The organism is Myxacorys chilensis (genome assembly GCF_059505265.1).
Genome location: NZ_JCACKG010000176.1, coordinates 1 through 22,088, shown reverse-complemented (window position 1 = coordinate 22,088; position 22,088 = coordinate 1). Strand labels below are relative to the sequence as shown.

General features: G+C 47.9%; 22 protein-coding genes. 8 read left to right on the top strand and 14 right to left on the bottom strand.

The genetic code is table 11. The annotated features are described in order from the left end of the window. The first annotated feature begins 108 nt into the window (after window positions 1-108). The 4 genes from csaB to AC5JLB_RS14125 all read left to right on the top strand — a co-directional run bounded on the left by csaB (window position 109) and on the right by AC5JLB_RS14125 (window position 3,580). Window positions 109-1,137, top strand: coding sequence for a polysaccharide pyruvyl transferase CsaB (gene csaB / locus AC5JLB_RS14140; RefSeq protein WP_495874466.1), 1,029 nt, complete (start codon window positions 109-111; stop codon window positions 1,135-1,137). A 205-nt stretch (window positions 1,138-1,342) separates the two neighbouring features. Beyond that, the gene (locus AC5JLB_RS14135) at window positions 1,343-3,151 is read left to right on the top strand and encodes a hypothetical protein (protein WP_495874465.1); all 1,809 of its coding nucleotides are present in this window, start codon (window positions 1,343-1,345) and stop codon (window positions 3,149-3,151) included. A 25-nt stretch (window positions 3,152-3,176) separates the two neighbouring features. Continuing rightward, the gene (locus AC5JLB_RS14130) at window positions 3,177-3,386 is read left to right on the top strand and encodes a hypothetical protein (RefSeq protein ID WP_495874464.1); all 210 of its coding nucleotides are present in this window, start codon (window positions 3,177-3,179) and stop codon (window positions 3,384-3,386) included. Window positions 3,387-3,391: 5 nt separating this feature from the next. Beyond that, a complete protein-coding gene (locus AC5JLB_RS14125; RefSeq protein ID WP_495874463.1) occupies window positions 3,392-3,580 on the top strand; it encodes a hypothetical protein in 189 nt (62 codons plus the stop codon). A 168-nt stretch (window positions 3,581-3,748) separates the two neighbouring features. Here AC5JLB_RS14125 and AC5JLB_RS14120 read toward each other — a convergent pair whose 3' ends face one another. The 3 genes from AC5JLB_RS14120 to ureE form a co-directional block, all read right to left on the bottom strand. After that, on the bottom strand, window positions 3,749-4,807 hold the full coding sequence (locus AC5JLB_RS14120; RefSeq protein WP_495874462.1) for a 2-oxoglutarate and iron-dependent oxygenase domain-containing protein: 1,059 nt from the start codon (window positions 4,805-4,807) through the stop codon (window positions 3,749-3,751). A gap of 1,110 nt (window positions 4,808-5,917) precedes the next feature. Next, window positions 5,918-6,607, bottom strand: a complete 690-nt coding sequence (locus tag AC5JLB_RS14115; protein WP_495874461.1) for an urease accessory protein UreF — start codon at window positions 6,605-6,607, stop codon at window positions 5,918-5,920. Window positions 6,608-6,639: 32 nt separating this feature from the next. Beyond that, entirely contained in the window at window positions 6,640-7,068 is a 429-nt protein-coding gene (gene ureE / locus AC5JLB_RS14110; protein ID WP_495874460.1) for an urease accessory protein UreE, read from the bottom strand. Between the two features lie 308 nt (window positions 7,069-7,376). Here ureE and AC5JLB_RS14105 point away from each other — a divergent pair, with 308 nt between their 5' ends. The 4 genes from AC5JLB_RS14105 (at window position 7,377) to AC5JLB_RS14090 (ending at window position 11,237) form a co-directional block, all read left to right on the top strand. Then, window positions 7,377-7,997, top strand: coding sequence for a TVP38/TMEM64 family protein (locus AC5JLB_RS14105; protein ID WP_495874459.1), 621 nt, complete (start codon window positions 7,377-7,379; stop codon window positions 7,995-7,997). Window positions 7,998-8,026: 29 nt separating this feature from the next. Continuing rightward, the gene (locus AC5JLB_RS14100; protein WP_495874458.1) at window positions 8,027-9,574 is read left to right on the top strand and encodes a mercuric reductase; all 1,548 of its coding nucleotides are present in this window, start codon (window positions 8,027-8,029) and stop codon (window positions 9,572-9,574) included. A gap of 93 nt (window positions 9,575-9,667) precedes the next feature. Further along, window positions 9,668-10,507, top strand: a complete 840-nt coding sequence (locus AC5JLB_RS14095; RefSeq protein ID WP_495874457.1) for a metallophosphoesterase — start codon at window positions 9,668-9,670, stop codon at window positions 10,505-10,507. A 136-nt stretch (window positions 10,508-10,643) separates the two neighbouring features. Then, the gene (locus tag AC5JLB_RS14090; protein WP_495874456.1) at window positions 10,644-11,237 is read left to right on the top strand and encodes a hypothetical protein; all 594 of its coding nucleotides are present in this window, start codon (window positions 10,644-10,646) and stop codon (window positions 11,235-11,237) included. Window positions 11,238-11,240: 3 nt separating this feature from the next. Here the strand turns inward: AC5JLB_RS14090 and AC5JLB_RS14085 are convergent, their stop codons facing one another. The 11 genes from AC5JLB_RS14085 to AC5JLB_RS14035 form a co-directional block, all read right to left on the bottom strand. After that, window positions 11,241-11,816, bottom strand: coding sequence for a Uma2 family endonuclease (locus tag AC5JLB_RS14085; protein WP_495874455.1), 576 nt, complete (start codon window positions 11,814-11,816; stop codon window positions 11,241-11,243). 338 nt (window positions 11,817-12,154) lie between these two features. After that, a complete protein-coding gene (locus AC5JLB_RS14080; RefSeq protein WP_495874454.1) occupies window positions 12,155-13,843 on the bottom strand; it encodes a DUF4394 domain-containing protein in 1,689 nt (562 codons plus the stop codon). A 95-nt stretch (window positions 13,844-13,938) separates the two neighbouring features. After that, window positions 13,939-15,831, bottom strand: coding sequence for a cation:proton antiporter (locus tag AC5JLB_RS14075; RefSeq protein WP_495874453.1), 1,893 nt, complete (start codon window positions 15,829-15,831; stop codon window positions 13,939-13,941). Between the two features lie 310 nt (window positions 15,832-16,141). After that, entirely contained in the window at window positions 16,142-17,389 is a 1,248-nt protein-coding gene (locus AC5JLB_RS14070; RefSeq protein ID WP_495874452.1) for an MltA domain-containing protein, read from the bottom strand. 87 nt (window positions 17,390-17,476) lie between these two features. Beyond that, the gene (locus AC5JLB_RS14065) at window positions 17,477-17,728 is read right to left on the bottom strand and encodes a hypothetical protein (protein WP_495695682.1); all 252 of its coding nucleotides are present in this window, start codon (window positions 17,726-17,728) and stop codon (window positions 17,477-17,479) included. Between the two features lie 63 nt (window positions 17,729-17,791). Further along, the gene (locus tag AC5JLB_RS14060; protein WP_495874451.1) at window positions 17,792-18,553 is read right to left on the bottom strand and encodes an HAD family hydrolase; all 762 of its coding nucleotides are present in this window, start codon (window positions 18,551-18,553) and stop codon (window positions 17,792-17,794) included. Between the two features lie 45 nt (window positions 18,554-18,598). Beyond that, window positions 18,599-18,988: a RidA family protein gene (locus AC5JLB_RS14055; protein WP_495874450.1), complete on the bottom strand. Its 390-nt coding sequence runs from the start codon at window positions 18,986-18,988 to the stop codon at window positions 18,599-18,601. 3 nt (window positions 18,989-18,991) lie between these two features. Beyond that, window positions 18,992-19,798, bottom strand: coding sequence for an amino acid ABC transporter ATP-binding protein (locus tag AC5JLB_RS14050; protein WP_495874449.1), 807 nt, complete (start codon window positions 19,796-19,798; stop codon window positions 18,992-18,994). Continuing rightward, on the bottom strand, window positions 19,785-20,447 hold the full coding sequence (locus AC5JLB_RS14045) for an amino acid ABC transporter permease (RefSeq protein WP_495874448.1): 663 nt from the start codon (window positions 20,445-20,447) through the stop codon (window positions 19,785-19,787). The genes AC5JLB_RS14050 and AC5JLB_RS14045 overlap by 14 nt, the downstream gene beginning before the upstream one ends. Next, a complete protein-coding gene (locus tag AC5JLB_RS14040) occupies window positions 20,444-21,085 on the bottom strand; it encodes an amino acid ABC transporter permease (protein WP_495874447.1) in 642 nt (213 codons plus the stop codon). The genes AC5JLB_RS14045 and AC5JLB_RS14040 overlap by 4 nt, the downstream gene beginning before the upstream one ends. A gap of 18 nt (window positions 21,086-21,103) precedes the next feature. Then, window positions 21,104-21,958: a transporter substrate-binding domain-containing protein gene (locus tag AC5JLB_RS14035; protein WP_495874446.1), complete on the bottom strand. Its 855-nt coding sequence runs from the start codon at window positions 21,956-21,958 to the stop codon at window positions 21,104-21,106. Between the last annotated feature and the right edge of the window lie 130 nt (window positions 21,959-22,088).

Here is a 22,088-nt window from a genome sequence, read left to right as displayed (position 1 = left end):
ACCGTTGGGTTAGACAACTAGGTTAGACGACTAGGTTTAGATAACTAGGTTAGACAACAGGGATCAAGGATAGTGTAAGGTTTGAGGAACCCTATTATTCCTTCTATTATGCGGGCTGTTTTGTCTGGTTACTACGGCATGGGCAATGGCGGCGACGAAGCGTTGCTAGCGTCATTGCTGCAAATGTTACCTCCTGAGGTTGAGCCAGTGGTACTGTCAGGTAATCCTGAGCAAACCCGCGATCGCTATGGGGTTGAAAGCTGCGATCGTAAGTCTTTTACAGCGGTGATTGGGGCACTTCGCACTGCCGATCTGTTTATTTGGGGCGGCGGAAGTCTAATTCAAGATGCGACTAGTGCGCTGAGTCCGGTTTACTACACCGGGTTGATGGCAATTGCGCAAATTATGGGATTAAAAACGATCGCGTGGGCGCAGGGCATTGGTCCAATTTGTCGCTCGTTTAATCGCTGGTCGGCAAAACAGGTCTTCCGCCACTGTACGGCGGTGAGTGTGCGTGATCGCGGTTCAGCAGCGCTGCTGCACGAGTGGAAAATTCCGTTTCTGCTTGCGCCCGATCCGGTGTGGGCGATGGAGTCAATGCCGGTTGAAGGCTTGTGGGATTTGCCTGCGCCGCGAGTGGCAGTGAACTTGCGATCGCATCCCCTACTCACGCCCGATCGATTGCATCTTTTAACTCGCGCCTTAATCGACTTTCAGAAAGCAACTCAGGTGTGTGTATTGTTGGTTCCCTTTCAGGCGAGTCAAGATCTGACGATCGCGCAAACGATTCAGCCTCAATTGCCTGGAGAAAGTCGAATTCTGATGCTCGACGATCCGCAATTATTAAAAGGGGTATTTCGAGGGGTGGAAATGGCGATCGCAATGCGATTGCATGGAGTGATTATGGCAGCCGCAGAAGGATGTCGCACGTTTGCTCTCAGCTATGATCCTAAAGTTAGTCAACTGATGACGCAGTTAGAATTACCAGGCTGCGAACTCTCAGAATTGCCGCCAACCGCCAATCAGATAAGCCACCTGTGGCTAGAAGAGTATGCGAACGGAGAGGCCCTCTCAGACGATCAGCGGCAATCTCTTGTCGATCGTGCCTTCATGCATCAGGAAATCTTAAGAGTTTAAGCGTAATTTGTTCTTTAATCCCGTTAATATTGTTTTGCTTGCTGATACATTTAAGTGTCGGCTTAACAAAATTTAGTTGTTAGCTTGACAGATTTTTTTAAGAATATGTTCTATTCTCTTGAACTGTCGCTATAACTAATAGCTGAGTCTCTTGTAGAGAGTCGTTACTAGCCTGGACACCGCATTTTCTTAGGTTTTAAAAGCAATGAGTGAAGCTGAAATCCCTAACAACTCCTCTAATTTGTTTGAGTCCAATCCGGATCAGGACGCTTCTCAGCCAATCGAGGAAGGGATTGTTGCCATCGCGCCCCAAACCCATGAAGAATGGACAACAGTAGATTTTCCAGACGCCATTCCGGTCGATGCGCTTCCTCATGCTGAACCTGTCGAACGCATCCAAGAATTAGAACGGCAAAATGGGGAGTTGCAGGAGCATGTTAGTAGCTTAGAAGCTGCCTTAGCTCACTCTGAAACCCTACGACAGAGTGAAACAGAACGATTAGAAACTTTAGCAGGCGCACAGTATGCAAGCGCTCAGCAGCGATCGCGCGAGCATGTAGCTCTGATTGCTAAATTACGCAAAGATTTAGACTTCGCCGGACAGCGTATTCGCGAGCAAGACGTGCAGTTCGCCCAGCGCACTCAAGAGCTAGTTACGGCTCAAGAGCATTTGACTCAGCTTTTTCAAGAATTAGAGATCGCTCATCAAAGCGCTCAAAAGCAGCAAATTTTGGTCGAAACCCTCACCGCCCAGCTTGAATCGAGCCAAGAACAAGTTGCCCAACTAGAGCGGGAATGTGCTCTGACGCAGCAACGCTACAGTGAACAACTGCAAGGAACGCGGCAAGCTGAAATCCTCTGTCGGGATCTGCGATCGCGCCTGCATCGTCAGCAGCGCTACACATTGCAATTCAAAGCTGCCCTTGAGAAGTGCTTAGATGCGCCGGCTCACGCTCCAGTGCATCTGCCAGAACAGGTTGAACTTGCAGACGAAGAGGGGGATCTGTCAGACTCCTCGGTCGCTTTTGTCAAATCGCAGCCGGTTCAACCGTGGTCAGCCTCACCCGGATTCCCAGCATTTGATGCCGAGTTTGAGACGACCCTAGACCAAGAGCAAGTTACCTCGCGAGATCAGGCATCGTGGACAGCCGATCTGTTAGCCGAAACATCCTGGATGACAGACCTTCCCTCTGACTCCTTTGAGTTACAAGGACAATCCGCGTCAGGCTCAGTTCAAGAGTCGCACGATTCGATGGAAGCCTTGCATGGCCTAGAAGACGAACTGAACCGCGCCGCTCCACGTGCTGTTCGCGCTCAGGCTCCGCAGAGTTTTGTAGAGCGAAGTTCGGAGGACTGCGTCATTGCGCCGATTCCTAAAGCGATCGCGCTGAGTTACACCATCAAGCACGCCTCTTCAGAATTAGCTGACCTTCAGCGTGGAATTCAACTATTCACCCCACCGGAGATGCCTCCCGTCCTGCGGGCAGGGGAAGTACAACGTACTGCGGAAGTTCAACGGTCAGCCCCAATTTCTTTAGAACCAACCGCCCCTTCTGAACACTCAGATCGGTTTGTCGCAGAAGGCATCGCTGATCAGCTTGACGCTGTCGATCAGACGGGGGACAACCATGATGAAGTGGCTATCAGTGACGATCGTGCAACTCAAGATGGGCTTGAAATTGACCAGCTTGAAATCAGCAAATTGGGCAAGGTCGATGAACCTGCTTTCACTTCGTTAGAAGCAAATGCAATCCCCGTAGAGCGCAGTGAAGAGGGTAAGAACGAAGAAAGCAAGAGTGCTTCGTTTGTCACCTTTGAGAATCATGAAGGATCGTCTCCGTTCATCACACTAAATTCTTCTAGAAAGCAGTCTGTACCGTTAGAACAAGCTGGAGTAGCGGCATCCTCCGGCAGTGCACCCTCTCCTGTGGTGTATCCGACGCGATCGCAGAAAAAGCTGCCATCTCTGGCAGCTGTTGATCTCCCATCGTTTCCGAAAAAAGTAGGTCGTTGATCTAAGGGACGATTAACCGCGAGGAATGGGTAAGCGATCGCTTGATAGTAATATCACAACCTTTTTACTGCAAGGCCCAATCACGTTTAGCGATATCTATGAGTTGCTGGACGAACAGTTTCAGCGATTGTCTGATTTAGAAAAACAGGTTTCGTACTGGCTGTTCATCAAGAATGGGCGTCACTCGCGGCATTACACCATAATTTTGTTCCTATCTCTTCCTCGACTTTGTTAGGAGCATTGTTGTCACTAAAACAGCGATCGCTGATTGAAAAAAAGCCAGGCTCGTTTACCTTACAGCCTGTAGTGATGAAATATGTCATGGATCAGCTTCTGAACCGCATTGAAGCAGAAGTAGAAACAGGGGTAGAAGCAGAGTGCGATCCTTCGGAGCTTGGCAGAGCTAATCGCAGTATCTCTCACCGCTAGAATCAGAAGCTTAAACTATTCTTGGGTAGTGTTGTGAACTTGTTGTTCGGCTGCAATCCCTGTTGTACAGACACAATTAATTGCGTCTGTACAAGAGCAATGCGATCGTTGCAACCACACAACACTACCTTGTATGAACCCGTTGCGCTCTTAACAGGTTGAAGCGAGTTACATCACCTTAGTCAAACGACGAAGCGCATTATTTTTCACAGGAGCTAAATTTGACAAGCGGTCTTCATCCACAAGGCGGCGTGTGGTGATTCGATCCGGGTAAGATCTCATAAACATATTTGTAAAGTGCCTTCCGTAGTGAATGTACTCATCACTTGATGGCTCAAACAGAGGACGGACACAGGCATCGAAATTAGGTTCATGGAAGTACGCTAGCGCAAAGCGTTCTCTGGTATTCAGCCTGACTTTATGAGGTGTTGAGAGCAGATAGCCGTTGGTCATAAATTGCAAAATATCACCCGGAAATACCGTTACTACCTTCGGTACAGGCTTCACGAATGTCCAAAGCTCTTCATGTTCATACAGTCCTGCTGAACTTTCGGTCGCCAACCAATTTCTTTTTCGCTTTTCCCCTGCGACTGGTGGACGGACATAGAGACCACCTACATCATCCTGAGCAGCGATCACTAATAGCCCGTAATCAGTATGCGCGCCGATTCCCCTTGCAGATTCTTGAGATGCTGCTGGGAATCGCAAGACGCGCAGATGGTGCCAGCCATTCTCAGTCAAGTTGGTCAAAGTGTTAATGTCATCGAGTTCCAAGCCAAGAGCCGTTAGTTGCAGCAATCTCTGACCCATTGTGCCAAGTTCGTCCATGAATGCTTTCATGGATTGTTGGTACTCTTCATCTGGCCAAGGCGCTGGTCCATGACAAGGTAAGTGCGCCTGCACACGCGCGTCATCAAGTGGAACATCTTGGCAGACCGTAAATATTTCTGAATAATCAGCTTGTCCAGCAGTGATTTCTTTGCCCAAAGCAATGTATCCGCTGTAGGTCAGATCGCTGATACATTGCGATTTGACCTCCTGTGGCATCCGAAAGAACCGCTTACTTGATGCAAAAGCACTTTCAGACTTGCGCTCCTGCATCGCGTTTATTGCCACTTGAAAAATTCCGTCAGTTCTCCAGGCTTGAATCAGTTTGCGTGCTAGAACGACATCGCTCTGTGTTCCGGTGATAGATGCGGGTAGATGAAATGTTTGCAGATCAGTCATCTCAATTTCCTATAACTGTTTGTGGGGAAGGATGGCAGAATTGACTGCTACCTTGTTAGAGTCCAAATAAACCTGGGTTAGAGTCCGAATAAGCCTGCGGGCAAAGGTTCAGTGGCGGCAGACAATATTGGTAACTCTGAAGCTTGTGAATTAGTTGATCTTGACGATCGGAATTCAGGCGCTAGGCTATTTCGGCTTAGCGTCCAGATTCAGTGGGGTAGTTTTCTAATGGATGCTGCGATCGCTTAAAGGCGTCGGCGTTGCTCTGAAGTACGCATAGGGTAAAGTTCCTTTCGAGCGAAAGGTTTGGCAATTGTTTCTAGTTGAAAGTCAAACAGTGTTGTGCACTGTCTGGATACAGACTTTGCTTACGGAGCTATTCAGACTCGCTTAAAAAATTAGTAGGTGAGCTAGAAAATCAAACACTAATGAAAATTGTTCATTTTCATTGATCTCCACGTGGGCAGGAAGCACGTGGCCCTCGTCCGTTCTTGTAACAAATTACCTAAGTTAAAGAATTTAGATTGTTTGAGCAACAATTAGTGTTGTCTCAAACTATGGCCTATGGTTGCGCGATGTAACTGTTATCCGCAATACTTTTTTACAAAACTTAATAATTTATCTGTACCTGTGCAGTTGACAGAATTATATTAATAGTATCAAGCGCGTAGCCATCCTTAACCGTCTGTTCTTTAAGGAAGAACTAAAGAGTATGAAGCTGGATTTGGGTGTGCAAAACCTTCAATTTCTACATTCGAGAACTTGTTTTCTCTATTCAAGAACTCGTTTTCTATTTTCGTGAACTCATTTTCTACTTTCGTGAACTCGTTTTCTATATTCGAGAACTCATAATCTATATTTAGGAACCCATTTTGTATTTTCGAGAACTCGTTTTCTATATTCGAGAACTCATAATCTATATTTGGGAACCCGTTTTCTATATTTGGGAACTCATTTGTTTATTTGGTTAACCAATTGACCAATGCGATCATCGAAACAAGCGATCGCCCGCGTCGCTTTGTAAAATTAATGTAGTTAGAACGTTGTTTCCCCTTCTGCTAGAGGCGAATCAGTTCGGTATTGTGAACACTGTCTGTTACTTAAACCGTTCTAACTTCGAAACAAGCGGCTGTACAGGGTTTCGTGAGCCATGCTTGCTAGAGTTAGTCCCCAGCCGCAACTCCTTAAGTCATCGTCTTGCAAGGTGAGAATGTTTTGCGCAGCGGATTCAATCGAAGGTTCCAAATCGAAGAGTATTTGCTGTCCCGCCGTTTGTCCGAGAGGAATCAGTTTGATGCCTGCGCTAACAAGATTGGTGGCCCAACTGTGCAAATAGCCAAGCGTTGCCCACTCTACGTCAATCTGCCAAGTCGCAGCCACCAGACCAAACGCGATCGCAAAGTGACATTGAGATGGAAGAGAAACTGTCTCAGGGGAGAGCGTTTGAAACAAGCGAAGGAGAGAACGACCCATTTGCAGACTCTGCGATCGCAGTTCTTCAGTTTCTCGCGCCGCTGATAACCAATCATTCCACGCTTCCAAAGCAATTAGATCCTGAGCAACGACAGCACGATATGCCCGTACCATAATGGCCGCTTCAAGCCGTACCGCACCATACTGTAATTCTTCATTCAGCCACTGCTCTAGATGGGCGGCATTTGTCATTCCTATCGTGTCCTGTTGAACCAGCGCTTCAATTCCCTCCGAATAGCTATACGCTCCTACAGGCAGTACTGGGCTGGCAAGTTGAAGCAAGCGTAGAAGCCTGTGGTTTTGAGTCCGATTCTGAGTTTGCATCATTAAATCACTCACCCCTTCATGATCCGATTTCTCTAATGCTGATGCTCATAGGCTCCTGTCTCAGGTTGAAAAGGAGCGATCTCTTCCAGCACATGCAGCCCACGATGTAAGAGTAACTTTTGCAAGACAGAATCCGGCGACAGCCTTAAAAAAGAATTTGTAATCTCCAACGGAATGTGGCGATTTCCAAGATGATATGCCGCTTGCAGCAGGGCTAAAGAGGTTGTTGCTGTTACCGTCAGAACAGGTTCTGGTTTGGCAAACACTTGAGCGACATCTCCAGCATCAGATTGCAGCCAATCGCCATCTTTGAGTGCGGTTCCTCTCGGCAAGTTGAGATACACTGATTGTCCCTCATCCGTTTGGTAGGCATGGCGTGATCGCAGGCGTTCTTCAGCGGTGAGCGATAAACAATACTCAGCCTTTTTGCACGGTTGATCTGATAGTCGTCGAGTAAACACAATCACAACTCATCTCCAAACAACCTGTTGTCTATTCATTCTGACAGCGCGACTGGCTCCACCAAGCTTCCAAGAATCGAAGTCGCTTTAATTATTCCACTCATTCCATGCGAATTAGGAACTATTCTAGAGGTTAGTGTGACCAGTCAAACTCGACCACTATGAATTCTCGACCACTATGAATTTAGGTTGAACATGCGATCGCTTTGCAATTTCCTTTGGATCGCTTCGCAGTTCTTCTTCAAACCATGTGATCCGCAATCATTGCTAAATTCTTATTTCGTTGTAAACATTCCATTTCTCAAACAGTGCTTCAGAATACTCTACTTTGGATTCAAAATCTTGGTGCTACAGGTGTCATTGTATTCATCAGCGTGTATGTTCTTGCGGCAATATTTTTTGTTCCTGGTTCAATCTTAACGTTGAGTGCAGGCGTTGTCTTTGGCGTTGTTTGGGGATCGGTTTATGTGTTTATAGGCGCAACTCTCGGCGCGACACTTGCTTTTTTAATTGGGCGCTATCTTGCCCGTAGTTGGGTTGCTAAACAGATCGAAAACAATTCTAAATTCAAGGCGATTGACGAAGCGGTTGCTAGAGAAGGACTAAAGATTGTAATCTTGATTCGTCTGTCTCCCGTTTTCCCATTCAATCTACTTAACTATGCGTTTGGTGTTACCCAAGTGTCGCTTAAAGACTATTTCTTAGGTTGTGTTGGCATGATTCCAGGCACAATCTTATATGTCTACATTGGTTCTCTAGCCGGAAGTTTGGCAACGATCGGAACGGCGCAGGCAACCAACCCGGAGGCTCAGAAAGCACAATGGATCAGTCGGATTCTTGGATTGATCGCAACCGTTGGTGTCACGCTTTATGTCACTCGCATTGCTCGTAAAGCCCTCGAACAAAATACTAATCTTGATCAGTCGTAATTTTGGTTTCTAGCAGACAGGAGTTTGTTATGTCGCAGTCCTTGATCTCTCCAGCAGATGCTTACAATGAGCACTTAGTTTCCCAGGTGCATCCTCTAGATTGGACGAACCCAACTCCTAGCGATCGCTACGATCTAGTTGTGATTGGGGCAGGCACGGCAGGGCTAGTCGTTGCAGGTGGAGCCGCTGGTATTGGAGTCGGGCTAAAGGTGGCGCTGATTGAAAAACATTTGATGGGCGGGGACTGTCTCAATGTGGGCTGTGTGCCTTCTAAATGTATAATTCGCTCGTCGCGCGTGGTGTCAGAGTTTTGGGAAGCGGAACGGTTCGGCGTGATGCCGCCAGACCAAGTTGAGGTTGACTTTGCAGCGGTCATGGAGCGGATGCGAAAGCTGCGATCGAGCATTAGCCCCAACGATTCTGCTGAGCGATTTCGCAAGCTCGGTGTCGATGTGTTTTTAGGAGAAGCCAGATTCGGCGACGATCAGACGGTCATTATCAGCAATCCAGATACAGGAAATCAAACTCTTCGCTACAAAAAAGCCGTGATCGCGACAGGTACAAGAGCCACGCATCCTTCCATTCCAGGATTATCTGAAGTGGACTACCTTAACAATGAAACCGTATTTGCTCTAACTGAGCGTCCCCGATGGCTGGCGGTGATTGGGGGCGGCCCCATCGGCTCTGAATTGGCTCAAGCGTTTCGTCGGTTGGGATCGGAAGTGGTGTTGATCCATAAGAGTGATCACATTCTCGATCGCGAAGATGGAGATGCCGCAGAGATTGTGCAACAGACCTTCATTCAAGAAGGTATTCAGCTAATGTTAGGGGCGACTGTTGAGCGAGTGGAGCAAACGGCGGACGGAAAAGTGCTTCACGTTAGCCAAGATGGGGAGTCACACACGCTAACGGTGGATGAGATTTTGGTTGGTGCGGGACGATCGCCGAATGTAGAACGCTTGAATCTTGAAGGGGTTGGCGTTGAATATGACAAACACAAAGGTGTCAAAGTCAACGACCATTTGCAAACCACAAATCCCCGCATTTTTGCTGCTGGCGATATTTGCATGGATTGGAAATTTACTCACGCAGCCGACGCGGCGGCTCGCATTGTGATCAAAAATGCGTTCTTTTCTCCGTTTGGGTTGGGTCGCTCGAAACTCAGTAGTTTAGTAATGCCGTGGGTGACGTATACCGATCCCGAAATTGCTCATGTGGGACTTTATGAGCACGAGGCACAGGAACAAGGCATTGAGGTAGAAACGATTGAGATTTCGCTGGAAGAGGTCGATCGCGCGATCGCAGATGGCGAAACAAACGGATTTGTCAAAATTTTGCACAAAAAAGGCTCTGATCAAATCTTGGGAGCCACGATCGTCGCGCGTCATGCAGGCGAGATGATTAGTGAGATCACGTTAGCGATCGTGGGTAAACGCGGTCTCAATACTCTTTCGAGTGTGATTCATCCCTACCCCACTCAAGCTGGAGCAATCAAACAAGCCGCTGACGCTTACCGTCGTACGTTGCTGTCACCAAGGAGTCAGAAACTTCTCAGCATTCTGACCAAGCTCTCCTAATCTTTATCCCTTCACCGCTGTTCTCATCATCCCTTCATCATTAGGAGTTAGTTGTCTTTGTTAAGCTGGAAGCTCCTTTAAGGGACGGAGTTTATGCAGCCAATTTTTACCCAAGGGTTGAGCGTTGAAACGTTGGATGTTGCGATCGCAGATCTATCCCCGCATCTGATCGGAACTACGATTGTTCAACTCTCTGATCTGCACTACGACGGGCTGCGACTGTCAGATGACTTATTAATGCAAGCGATCGACGCTGCCAATGAAGCTGAACCCGATTTTGTGGTAATCACCGGAGATTTTGTAACAGACGATCCGACACCGATTCATGAACTGGTACTGCGACTAAAGTTATTGCAGCCGTCCTCGGGGACTTATGCAATTTTGGGCAATCATGACTTACATCGACGAGGGAGCCGGGGTGCGATCGTTGATGCCCTCACAAGAATTGATGTGCAGGTTCTTTGGAATCAGGTTGCTTATCCGATGGGTGAAGAACTGGCATTAGTTGGACTGGCTGATTTTTGGTCGTCTGACTATAAAGCGATCGCAGGATTGATGGATCACCTGCCAAACGTTCCTCGAATTGTCTTAGCACACAATCCCGACTGTGCCGAATCGTTACAGCAATGGCGCGTCGATTTGCAGCTTTCAGGGCATAGTCACGGCGGACAGATAATTTTTCCTGGAGTTGGAAATATTTCGATCCGTTGCGCTCAAGCGTATCGCTATCTGCCCAGACGGGTAAGACGCAGGTTTCCAGTTTTAGCAGCCTGCCATCGCGTTATGAAGCACTGGGAGTGGGTGAGAGGCTATCATCAGGTCGGCAACAATTGTCTATACGTCAATCGCGGTTTAGGCACCTATTTTCCGGGTCGATTGTTCTGTCCGCCTGAAGTAACTGTCATTCGATTGACGCGCTCTGAATTAGCGTGAATTTAGAATTTTTACAGCAAAATTTGCACTCTTCATCTTCATTTGTTTAAAGAATTAGACAACGTAAACATCATAGAAAAATCATTTAAACAATGCTTTTTCGGAGCTAAAAGAGATAAGTAGAGAGAAAGTGATTATGGATGCCAAAACGCGGGAAACGCTTGAGCTATTTGTAGAAAAAGCTCGTGTGCTTGAGGACAGGAGCTTCACAAAGTTGATTATGGAGCATGGCCTATCCTTTGAAATCAAGGTTGGCTCATCTAGTCAAATTGAACACACTATTCCTGAGCGTGAATCTATAAAAGCTTCAATCGTCACGCTGCGAATGTTCGTTCAGAATAACGATCCCATATCAATTGAAAATATCAGCAACTTATTAAATGAGCCTACTCTATCGAGGGAGTGGAAAGAACTTTTTATAGAGAAGCGTGACCAACTAAACTCTTATTTAGATCACTCTGGAGGAATAGGAATTGTTGTTGACGAAAAAGAATTTACTAATCGAGAAATTTTTGACACCTTTGTTTATGGCTCCATTGCACATAGTGCTAAAAACCACCGTCCTAGGTATCAACAGTGGAAAAGCTTGGGAAGGTTATCATTTAGCATAGATGAATATGCTTTTGCAGTGATTGTTATGGACATCCTGACACTAATTTGGGAAATAGCTGATGCGACGGAGTTGGAGTTAGGTGGTTCGATCAATCTCCAAGAGGGGCGGCAGAATTAAACTTTACCAAATTGGATTGAGGCTCAAGACAAACTCTGGTAATACATCTTCTCCAGAGAGCGTCTCTGGATCTTGCAGCACGTCTACAGGTTGATTGAGTCGATAAATTTCGACTCGATGAGTCTTACGATCAATAAGCCAACCTAATCGAACTCCGCTTGTCATATATTCCTGCATCTTGGCTTGAACATCTGATAATTTGTCGCTCGGTGACATCAGTTCTAAGACGAAATCGGGCGCGATCGGGGGAAACTTCTCTTTCTGCTCAGGGGTGAGTGTGTCCCATCGGTCTTGACGAACCCAAGCAACATCAGGAGCGCGATCTCCACCATTTGGCAAGTTAAAACCTGTGGAGGAATCAAAGCAGACTCCGAGCTTGTACTGTCGATTCCAAATTCCAAACTCTGTCGCAATTTCAAAATTTCGATTTCCCGTTTCTCCTCCGGTTGGTGGCACGATAATCAGTTCCCTCCCAGCGCTACGTTCAAATTTGATATCGGGATGATTGCAGCAAAGCTGAAAAAACTGATCGTCCGTCAATTCAATAAAAGGTTTGAGGTCAATCGTGTAGGTGAGCATGGCAGGATGAAACCTCAGAAGCGATAATTCTAGTATGGAGAATTTCTGCTACTCTCGACTGGATGCACTCTCAAGAAGCGGAATTTCTTCGATTTCCGGGAGTTCTTCTAGCGCTAGACGGAGTTGGCTTGAACCTGACAAAAGTTTGAGCAGTTTGGGTTTGGGATCGTAGAGCAAATAGATCAAGCGATCGCTGATTTGCCATATTTAATCGAATGCTTTGATACAAAAAAAGCTCGCTCAAATTCTCAAAGGATTTGAGCGATCACATGGCGTCTGGCGGCACGCTTGCTGTTTTTACGCCGTTGCCACACAACGGTGATCTGACGAGGTAAGGCTTACATCCCAGTTGCTGCAAAACCAGTCAACTTAAGGGGTGTTACTCCATCTTTGACGCTACCGAGCAAGGTAGCTGCACCCGATTGCAAGTCAACGGAATACAGCGATGAGTTGGACGTGGCAAAGGCAGAGTTCGTGCCGTTTTTGAAGACAATATCAAAGCCAGCACCCTCGGCAAAATCAACCCCTAACGACCCAACCAAGGTTTGCGTCCCATTGTTGGGTGGGTTCTGAATGAACAGCCGGTCAGTCTTCGCATCGATGCCGTACTGAATCGTGTTGGGAGTTCCTGTAAAGCTGTTGGTGTACGCTGTGGCAACAATAGAGTCCGTGGCTCCATTGAGGTTACCATCTGGCTGCACGCCATCCAACATCGAGTTAGCATCGACGACCGTTCCAGTATCAGGATTGAGCCGCAGGTTTTGACCAGCATCACTGACGATGCGAACTCGATCAACAACCGGGTTAAAGTCAACGCCGAACGCCTTGCCGTTCAGGTCTACTGCAAAAGTGCCAGTTCCAACTTGAGTAGCCGCACCGGTGACCACATCGATCGTGTAGAGGCGATCGCTACTGCCGACGCCAAAGAGTTGACCTGTGTTAGGACGGAAGTCAACGCCTACTAATGTTTCACCGTATTGTAGTCCCTTGACATCAACCTTAGTGACATTGTTTAGCGCATTAGAATTGAAGAACACTAAATCGCTGGAATCGGTTAGCCCCACAAACTCGGCTTTAGTGGGATCAGGTTTCACAATTGGGCTTCTTCCGGCAATGCCAACCAGGTCAATTGTTTTTTTCCCATCTTTAACGCTACCGAGCAAGGTAGCCGCACCCGATTGTAGGTCGATGGAATATAGCGATGAGTTAGACGTGGCAAACGCAGAGTTCGTGCCGTTCTTGAAGACAATATCAAAGCCAGCACCCTCGGCAAAATCAACCCCTAACGAACCAACCAAGGTTTGAGTACCATTGTTAGGCGGGTTCTGGATGAAAAGTCGGTCAGTCTCTGCATCGATGCCGTATTGAACCGTGGTGGGAGTTCCTGTAAAGCTATTGGTGTAGGCTGTTGCCACGATGGAGTCGGTGGCTCCATTGAGATTACCGTCTGGCTGGACTCCATCCATCATCGGGTTGGCGTCCACTACCGCTCCGGTGTCGGGATTAAGCCGTAGGTTTTGACCTGCATCACTCACGACTCGAATGCGATCGACAACAGGGTTAAAGTCAACACCTATAGCCTTGCCGTCTAGTTCTACTGCAAACGTGCCAGTCCCGACTTGAGTAGCCGCGCCAGAGTTAGCATCAATTGTGTAGAGGCGATCGCTGCTGCCGACACCGAAGAGTTGACCTGTGTTGGGGCGAAAGTCAACGCCCACTAACGTTTCATTACCTTGTAGTCCCTTCACCTTTACGGTGGTGACATTACTCAAATTGTCTGCGTTGAAGAATGCCAGGTCATTTTTAGCCGTTAGCCCTACAAAATCAGCCGTGGTTGGATCAGGCTTAGGAGAATCTTTCTTTAAAGATCTGAGCAACCGTTTGAGCGTGTTTTCAGACAGGTCTACCTTTGAGGCAGACAAAAACTGACTGATTGGATCGCGAATCGTTCCATTGTCTTGTACTCCAATACGACTGAGCGCTTGATCCAACTGATTAAGGATTTTATCGGTGTTGTAGGAAGTCATTGTCAGTATGGTTGAGCTGGGACAATAACGGTACGCTGCCCACGGCAAATCGGATGTGTGCGTGCAATAAGAGATATCAGGAGCGCGATCGTTAGTTACTCTCGACTGGGTGCGCTCTCAAGAAGCGGAATTTCTTCAATCTCGGGTAGTTCTTCTAGCGTGAGGCGGAGTTGACTCGAACCTGATAACAGTTTGAGCAGTTTGGGTTTGGGATCGTGGAGCAGATAGATTAAGCGATCGCTGATCTGCCATTCGGTTTCGGCGGGAAACACTTGCAAGACGCGATCGCGCTCTAACAATAGCGGCAACAAACTCCCCGCTTCAATCAGCGCTCGTAAATGGGCTTGCTGAAACTCTAATCCTTCTTCTCGAAAGGTCGTTTCTCCGAGTTTGATGTCTCCACTCGTTAAATACTCGTTCCAGGTTTTGAGCAGCAGTTGAGGCGTAAACGCTTGCTGAACTTTCGGTAATACCGTCACCTGAGCATCGCCTGGAAAGACGGCTAAGACTCGCGGCGGCGCAAACTCTTCTACCGCTCGCTGCGCCACTACCGCATTCACCTCACCGTTATTGGTCATCGCGAGAAAGGTTCCGCTTGAGGCGAGTTTTGCTTCTTCTAACACTTCGGTATCTAAGGCACTGCTGACGAATGGTTTGATATTAGAATCTAGATTTTCTGGAAACGAATCTGGATCGGTATCAATCAGCGAAACGGATTCTCCTCGTTCTAGAAACAGCCGTGCGATCAGCAAACTCAAGGGACTGCATCCCACAATGACGATTCCTGTTGTTTCTTTGGAAGTAATTTGCAGTAGATCTGCGATCGCTTGTGCTGAGATTGACTGAAGCACGACGGTTAAGATAATCGTTAGGAAGACAAGCGCTTTAATAGAATCGCCACCGTTAATGCCACGCTGCGCTAGTACAATGGCAAACAGCGACGCCACAGAAGCCGCAATGATGCCTCTGGGCGCAATCCAGCTTAAGAAAATCTTTTGACGCCAATTGAGGTCGCTATTCCACGTACAAACCCAAACGCTGAGGGGACGAACGATAAACATCAGCGCCAGAACGGTCAACAAACCACCCCAGCCCAAGGCCAGAATTCCCGCGATCGACAAATCGGCTGATAGCAAAATAAACAGAACTGACGTGGCTAAAATTGTTAACTGACCTTTGAACCGCTTTAGCAATCGTTCTTCTGGTAGCGCAGAGGCTCTAAGGACAACGCCAGATACCACCGTTGCCATTAACCCTGCTTCACTGCGAATCGTTTGAGCTAAGCCAAAGAAGCCCCACAAACTCGCCAATACAACTAAGTTTTTAAGATCTTCAGACAAAAACTTGGCGCGTTTGACGAAGACTCCTAGCAGTCCACCTCCGATCGCGCCAATGCCCCCTCCGACGCCGAGCCGAATCAGTAAGTCGCTGCCAATATTTAACGGGCTGGGATTATCGGTTAGCAAAACGTTGAGAACAACCACTGCCAAAATTGCACCGACCGGATCAATAAACACGCCTTCGCCTTCGAGCAAGGTGGCGACTTGCCGATCGACTTTTACGTGTCTTAGCAAAGAGTTGATCACCACGGGGCCTGTGACGACGACCAGCGACCCATAGAGAAACGCGATCGACCAGGGGAACTCACTTAACCAGTGGGCTGCCATGCCTGCACCGATCATTGTGAACAGCGTGCCAACCGTGACTAAGTTTCTCAAGCTATCTGAAACACGCCCTAATTCTCGTAGCTGTAAATTAAATCCCCCTTCAAACAGGATGACGGCAACGAGCAGCGAAACCATCACTTCTAGCCCAACGCCTAGCTGATCGGGGTGGAGCCAACCCAAAACGCTCGGCCCAAGAACGATGCCAATGATCAGCAAGAACACAATGCCAGGAACCTGAACGAGTTCTGCAATCACCTGTGCCGCAATTCCCGCAATGACGGTAATCACGATTTGTAAGGTGATGGTTAAGGATGAATCCATAAAGGGGGAGACGAAAGGACGCCTTTCGGCAACGCTAAAGCAAGCAGAGAGCAACAAGATGAAACCGCCCGTGCCAGTTTCTCAAACCTGCTAACTGCCCTCGAAGATTAGGACAATTTACAACCTACCATTACTGTAATTCTTAATCTGCACTTCGTCGTTGAGCGTAATGGTCAGCACTATTCTTTGAGCTTGGCAACGCTAATTTCTCTGAACTGATATAAGCTAACCCTTTGGGAACGTTACAAAGCGATTGGTAGGCTCAAATGCTCCTCCTCAATCCAATAGGCTCCCCATCCTATCCTCCTTACTAAGATTTGAGCAACAAATAGTAAAGCTGTCCCGTGGAATTCACTAGTCCCGCTTTGTTACCAGCTTGCTCTCCAGTCCCCATAAACACATCGACTCGACCCGCGCCTTTGATCGCTCCTCCGGTGTCTTGATCTAAGACATAGCGGTTGACCGATCGTTGCTCTAATTGGCGTTGGGCGTTTAAAGCGGGGATCTGAGTTTGAATCAGGGCTAAGGCTCCGGGTGGCATCAGGGCTTTGTCGGTGGCGATCGAACGTTCTGCTGTGACCGGAACGCCCAAACTTCCAAGGGCAGGTGCGCCTCCGGTATCGCGAAAGAAGACGAAGCGTTTGTTGCGCGGCAGATAGACGTTGAGATCGGCAGGATGCTGTTTGAAATAGTTGATGACGTTGGGAAGCTGTAAGTCTTCGAGGCGGAGTTTGCCGTCTTTGACGAGTTCGCGTCCAATGCCGGTGTAGGGCAAGTCAGTAAGCCCAGCTACTCCAATGGTCATGGTGCTGCCATCGGTGAGGGTTAGGCGAGCGGAGCCTTGGACTTGAACCAAGAAGGCTTCTAAGCGATCGCGCATCCACACGAGTTCTGATCCTTTGAGTCGCCCCGTTTGTAAGCCGTCTTTTCCTTCTAGATCTTCTCGGGTGAGCTTGCCTTTCCAGGTGTCAAAGCCAGGAGGTAAGCGAAACAGCGGATAGCGGTAGTCTGCGGTGCGGACTCGGCTGGCAGCATGAACAGGTTCAAAGTAGCCGGTGAAGCCGACGGTGCCTCGATTGTCTTTGCCGACCGATTGATAGAGCGCAAATTCGGTCTGAACCGCTTTTTGGAGTTCTGCGGCAGAGCGAGATTTGAGGACGAGTTCTCGAAAGCGACGGAGACTGCGATCGACGCGATCGCGGCTCACTCCTTTAACGGGATACCGTCGATAGGCTTCGATTGCTTTTGGCGTTTGGAGATAGCGTAAGCTCTGATCAATGCCTCGAATCAACGCTTGCCGATCTTGCAACACTTGCGGGTCTAAGCCAAAGTCTGCACGCTTTGGCAAGGGTTGAAGAACAAGGGGCGGTGATGCTGGAGTGGGTTGCGGTTTGGGTGTTGCGGCTGGAGTGGGGTTAACGGTTGGGGTAGGAATTGCTGGTGCGGCTTCTGTAGGAGCTTGTAGAGCGTTTTCTACAACATTGTATGAAAGGCTAACGACCGTCCCGATCGCTAACCCTGCAATAAAAGACGCACCAGTGACCAATAAACGTTTCATAAGCAGCACAACCAAGCCGGACACTCAGATTCGACAGAATTAGAGTATTCTAAGTTCCTTTGTCTCTCCGTTGCGCTAATAGTTGCGCTAATAGCGATCGACACTTCCCGCAAACATTGGCTCAACTCGGATGCTCACGACTCGTGCGGGGCGCACCACCATGTATTCACCTTGAATGTTTTTAATCGGTACGCTGATAAAGTCGTCGGATGTGGCTTTGGGAACGAGTTCTCCGCTGTACCATTTTTGAAAGTCTTGAATGGTGGCGAATCTGACTTCTTCGCGATGACCACCTTCGAGCATGAGATGGACTGAAAATTCGCTGGGTGTTCTAGGCATGGTGAGTCTTCCGTAGCATGACCCCGTTAGTATGGGCACGAAGTCGGCGGAAGTAACTCGTTTCTAAACAGATTGGGTGAGATGCTGGACGAGTTCGCAAAAGCCGTTGCCTTCGGGCAAGGTGGTGATGTAGGTGGGTTTATGAGTTAAGCGATCGCTATACTTCAACAGATTCGCAACTCCAATTGATCGCGGAAAATATTGGCTATTAAACAAGGTTTCGTCATTTGGGCTATCGCCAACGGTAATGATCTGCTCTGGTGAGATTTCTGGAAACTGCCGATTTAAGACTTGCAATAGTCCGTCTGCTTTGTTCTGTTGAATCGGTTTGATGTGGCATTGAACGGTGCTATAGGTAAAGCTCCAGCCTTGAGTTTGACAAATTTCAGCCATTGTTTCTAATTCTGATGGGCTGATGCCCTCAATATCAAATGTCCAATCAGTTAAGCGAAATTGATTGTCGCTCGTTTCTTGAATCTTGGGGAATTGGGCTTTTAATATTTTGAAGGTTTCAAACAGCTTGAGGCGATGCTGTTTGAGATCGGGAATCGGCGTGATTAGAGATTGCGATTCGCCTTGATAAAAGAGTCCACCATTTTCTGCGATCGCACCCACGACTGGAAGATAAGCTGCGATCGCGTTCACCCATCCTGCCGAGCGTCCGGTCACAATTAAAACCGAGATTCCAGCCTGCTTTAGTTCTTGAAACGCTTCTAGAACATGGGGCGTGAATTTATCAGCAATCGTTAACGTGCCATCCATGTCAGTCGCGACGAGTCGAACCGACTGTAAATCGGTGGCATGGGAAAGAGGAAGTAGCGTCATAAGTTCAACCTTTTGGACTTGCCCTGAGCGAACAAGCCTCTAGAATCATTGCTCAGTACCGCAATAAACAATCAAATCAATTTCTACATTGCCTTGACCCGCGAGTGCCAAAACGCCAACCGTGGTTCGGCTCGGCAAGCGAGTTTGATCAAAATAAGACGCATAAATTTCGTTTACGATCGCGTAATCTCGAAAATCAGTGACAAAAATTCGTGCCATCACCACGCGATCGAAGCCGGTGCCTGCGTGCGTGAGAACCAGCTTTAGATTTTCCATCACTTGTTTGGTTTGCGCCTCGATTGTCCCTCGTTGCACTTCACCAGTTTCAGGATCTTCGGCAAGCTGTCCGGTGACAAATAAAAAATCGCCTGCCTGCACAGCGTGAGAGTAAGGCGCAACTGGCGGCAGGGTCGGTAAGGTAATGTACTCTAGCACTCGTTAAATCGCTCCAACATGAATATAGCGTTCTAGAAATTGGCGCGCTCGCGCCGTTTCGGGTTGTGCAAAGAACGTTTTTGGATCGCTACTTTCGACAATCCGACCTTGATCTAAAAAGATAACTCGACTGGCGACTTCTTCCGCAAATTTCATCTCGTGGGTCGCAATCACCAACGTCATTCCTGCTTGCGCTAAATCCTGAATCACAGCTAACACTTCTCCCACAAGCTCTGGATCGAGAGAACTGGTAGGTTCATCCAACAAAATCACGTCAGACTTCATCGCTAAGGCTCGCGCGATCGCGACTCGCTGCTTTTGTCCTCCCGATAGTTGAGACGGATAGGCCTGTAGTTTATTGTGCAATCCAACTTTGGCTAGGAGGTGTTCGGCTTCGGCAACCACTTCAGCTTTCGGACGCTTTTGCACATGAATCGGGGCTTCGATCACGTTTTGCAGCACCGTGAGATGCGACCACAAATTAAACTGCTGAAACACCATGCCGATTCGAGTCCGCATTTTTGCCAGTTCTGCTTCTGAAGCTAAACGCTTTCTCCCCGCCTGATACCCCATCTGCGTTCCGTGCAGCCATACTTCTCCGCTACTTGGGCGTTCTAGCCAATTCATGCAGCGCAGCAGCGTCGATTTTCCAGAGCCGCTTGGTCCAAGCAAACAAACCGTCTCCGAGGGCATAATCGCCAAGTTAATATCTGTCAGGACGGGATGCGACCCGAAACATTTGCTCAGCCCCACAACTTGAATGACAGGTAACGGTTGTGCAGCATCAATTGGTTGCTCAAGCTTTGCCATAAAAGTTCCTGACCCATTCCAGTCGCTGAACGCCAAACTCAATCAGTAAACATAACACCCAATACAGTAGGGCGGCTGTAATAAACGATTCAAAGGGAACAAACGAGTCAGCTTGAACAGCCTTTGCGGTAAACGTCAGCTCAGGCACTGTGATGATTGCCAGAAAAGACGAATCTCGAATGACTTGGATCGCTTGATTTCCCAAAATCGGAGCAGCCGCAATGAGAATTTGCGGCAGAACAATTCGCCGCAGCAACTGAACGCCCGTAAACCCACAGGCTCGCGCTGCTTCGGTTTGCCCCTTCGGTAGATTGACCCAAGCCGATCGCAGAATATCAGCAACATAGGCAGCGTTGTAGATCACGATCGTCAAAATCGCAGTAGACCAACTATCGAGCGTTAACCCCAACGAAGGTAAACCGTAGTAAACCAAGTAAGCCAGCATCAAAAATGGAATCGCTCTAGCAGCTTCAACCAGTAGTTTGGTGGGCAATCGCACTACTTTATGGTGAGAAAATAATGGCAGTAGTAATAAAATGCCGAGAATCAGCGATAGCGAAATCCCGATCGCACAAATCCAGACGGTGTTCCACAATCCGCTCAGAAATGCAGGAGCTTGTTCCCAGATGAGGTCAAATCGTAGGCTCATACCAATTGATAGCGATCGTGGAAATAGCGCTCAAGCTGACGGCTGGCAAGAGAAACGGCAAATAGAACGACGACGTACAGCATCATTCCTAATACGATCGTTGGTAGAGGCTCGTAATTGCTGGCGGCAATTTTTCCAGCACGGCGGGTTAAATCATCAATTCCAATAATTCCCACAGCAGGACTCGATTTCACGAGAAAGGTGGCTTCATTGATGAAGTTAGAAATGTTCGCTTGCCAAATTTGCGGAAATGCAATGCGCCAGAAGCTTTGATTGGGTGACATTCCAACTGAGCGGGCGGCATCGAGTTGGTCGGACGGAAAGTTGAGAATCGCCGATCGCCAAATCTCGCTATTAAACGCAGAGGTATTGATCGTCATGGCAATGATTCCTGCCACAAGCGGATTGAGATCAAGTCCAACCACTGGCAAGCCAAAGTAGAGCAGCATCACCAGCAAGGGTGACGGTAAGCTCCGCACAAAGCTGACGTAGAGGCTGAAGACAAGATCAACAATTGGAATGCGTTGAATTCGAGCGATCGCAATAATCAAACTCAAAGGAAGACCCAGCACCCAGGCAATCAGGGAAACGAAAACCGTGATTGCGGCTCCACCCAGAAAGTACGGCAGATTGTCCATAAAGCTCTGACCAGTGATTTAAGCGGGAGGAATTTCTGCTTTATTGGGTAAATCGCTAAACGAGACCTTGAGCCATTTTTCCTGAAGCTGTTTCATGGTTCCATCGGCTTTTGCTTTTGCCAGTCCATCATTCAGCACATCCAGCATGGCTTGGTTGCCTTTCTTCACGGCCCAAGCAGCGTATACTTTTGGCCCAATTTGTGAGCCAATCTGGTATAAATCGGGCTTTTCGTTCACTAAACGCTTCAGTGCAACGATGTTGTTGATCACAATATCAACCCGCTTATTGAGCAAGTCTTGATACGCCTCAGCAAACGCACCGTACTCTTTCACGCCAGCCACGTTCACGCCAAGTTTAGCCAGTTCTGGCTTGGCATAATTTTCATAAACTGCAGAAGTAATTCCGCCTTGCTGAATCGCGATCGTTTTTCCTGAAAAATCTTTTAGTTCTTTAAGGGTGTTGTCGCCTTTACGGACTACGAAAAAGCTGGTTAATTCGGTCGTTGGCATCGTGAAGTCAACCACGTTAGCTCGCTTTTTCGTAATTCCAACCGATGCATTACTGGCTGTATATTTATCGGAAGCAATGCCTGCCAAAATACCCTGAAATGGTAAAACTTCTTGTTTGATCTTGAGCGCTTTCTCTTTAGCAACAACCGCTAACAGATCTTGGTTATAGCCAACGTGTTGACCGTTTTCCAGGAAGTCAAAGGGTGGATAATCATCTTCTGAAGCAACAACAATCTCATTGTTAGCCATCGAAGAACCCGGACTCGAAGAACTCGACATTTGGGGCGATTTGCTACAAGCAATAGCCACCAAGCAAGTCGCCAACAGTAACCCAATCCAACCTAGAAATCGACGCTGAATCATAGTATCCAGTCAATAATGGCTTTTTTACGAAGGCGACACGGCCAAACACTGAATTGAAATGTGATTTGTAACTAAAAATTACTACAGTTGTAGATGTTGAATTTAGAATTGCATTTCGCTTAGAATCAGT

What these genes read in the sequence shown, in the direction of transcription:
- AC5JLB_RS14060 (WP_495874451.1), bottom strand. Translation starts at nt 18,553, where the DNA reads ATGACGCTACTTCCTCTTTCCCATGCCACCGATTTACAGTCGGTTCGA.
- AC5JLB_RS14135 (WP_495874465.1), top strand. Translation starts at nt 1,343, where the DNA reads ATGAGTGAAGCTGAAATCCCTAACAACTCCTCTAATTTGTTTGAGTCC.
- AC5JLB_RS14115 (WP_495874461.1), bottom strand. Translation starts at nt 6,607, where the DNA reads ATGATGCAAACTCAGAATCGGACTCAAAACCACAGGCTTCTACGCTTG.
- AC5JLB_RS14080 (WP_495874454.1), bottom strand. Translation starts at nt 13,843, where the DNA reads ATGACTTCCTACAACACCGATAAAATCCTTAATCAGTTGGATCAAGCG.
- AC5JLB_RS14120 (WP_495874462.1), bottom strand. Translation starts at nt 4,807, where the DNA reads ATGACTGATCTGCAAACATTTCATCTACCCGCATCTATCACCGGAACA.
- AC5JLB_RS14100 (WP_495874458.1), top strand. Translation starts at nt 8,027, where the DNA reads ATGTCGCAGTCCTTGATCTCTCCAGCAGATGCTTACAATGAGCACTTA.
- AC5JLB_RS14075 (WP_495874453.1), bottom strand. Translation starts at nt 15,831, where the DNA reads ATGGATTCATCCTTAACCATCACCTTACAAATCGTGATTACCGTCATT.
- AC5JLB_RS14095 (WP_495874457.1), top strand. Translation starts at nt 9,668, where the DNA reads ATGCAGCCAATTTTTACCCAAGGGTTGAGCGTTGAAACGTTGGATGTT.
- AC5JLB_RS14040 (WP_495874447.1), bottom strand. Translation starts at nt 21,085, where the DNA reads ATGGACAATCTGCCGTACTTTCTGGGTGGAGCCGCAATCACGGTTTTC.
- AC5JLB_RS14035 (WP_495874446.1), bottom strand. Translation starts at nt 21,958, where the DNA reads ATGATTCAGCGTCGATTTCTAGGTTGGATTGGGTTACTGTTGGCGACT.
- AC5JLB_RS14090 (WP_495874456.1), top strand. Translation starts at nt 10,644, where the DNA reads ATGGATGCCAAAACGCGGGAAACGCTTGAGCTATTTGTAGAAAAAGCT.
- AC5JLB_RS14050 (WP_495874449.1), bottom strand. Translation starts at nt 19,798, where the DNA reads ATGGCAAAGCTTGAGCAACCAATTGATGCTGCACAACCGTTACCTGTC.
- AC5JLB_RS14085 (WP_495874455.1), bottom strand. Translation starts at nt 11,816, where the DNA reads ATGCTCACCTACACGATTGACCTCAAACCTTTTATTGAATTGACGGAC.
- AC5JLB_RS14065 (WP_495695682.1), bottom strand. Translation starts at nt 17,728, where the DNA reads ATGCCTAGAACACCCAGCGAATTTTCAGTCCATCTCATGCTCGAAGGT.
- AC5JLB_RS14130 (WP_495874464.1), top strand. Translation starts at nt 3,177, where the DNA reads ATGGGTAAGCGATCGCTTGATAGTAATATCACAACCTTTTTACTGCAA.
- AC5JLB_RS14045 (WP_495874448.1), bottom strand. Translation starts at nt 20,447, where the DNA reads ATGAGCCTACGATTTGACCTCATCTGGGAACAAGCTCCTGCATTTCTG.
- csaB (WP_495874466.1), top strand. Translation starts at nt 109, where the DNA reads ATGCGGGCTGTTTTGTCTGGTTACTACGGCATGGGCAATGGCGGCGAC.
- AC5JLB_RS14070 (WP_495874452.1), bottom strand. Translation starts at nt 17,389, where the DNA reads ATGAAACGTTTATTGGTCACTGGTGCGTCTTTTATTGCAGGGTTAGCG.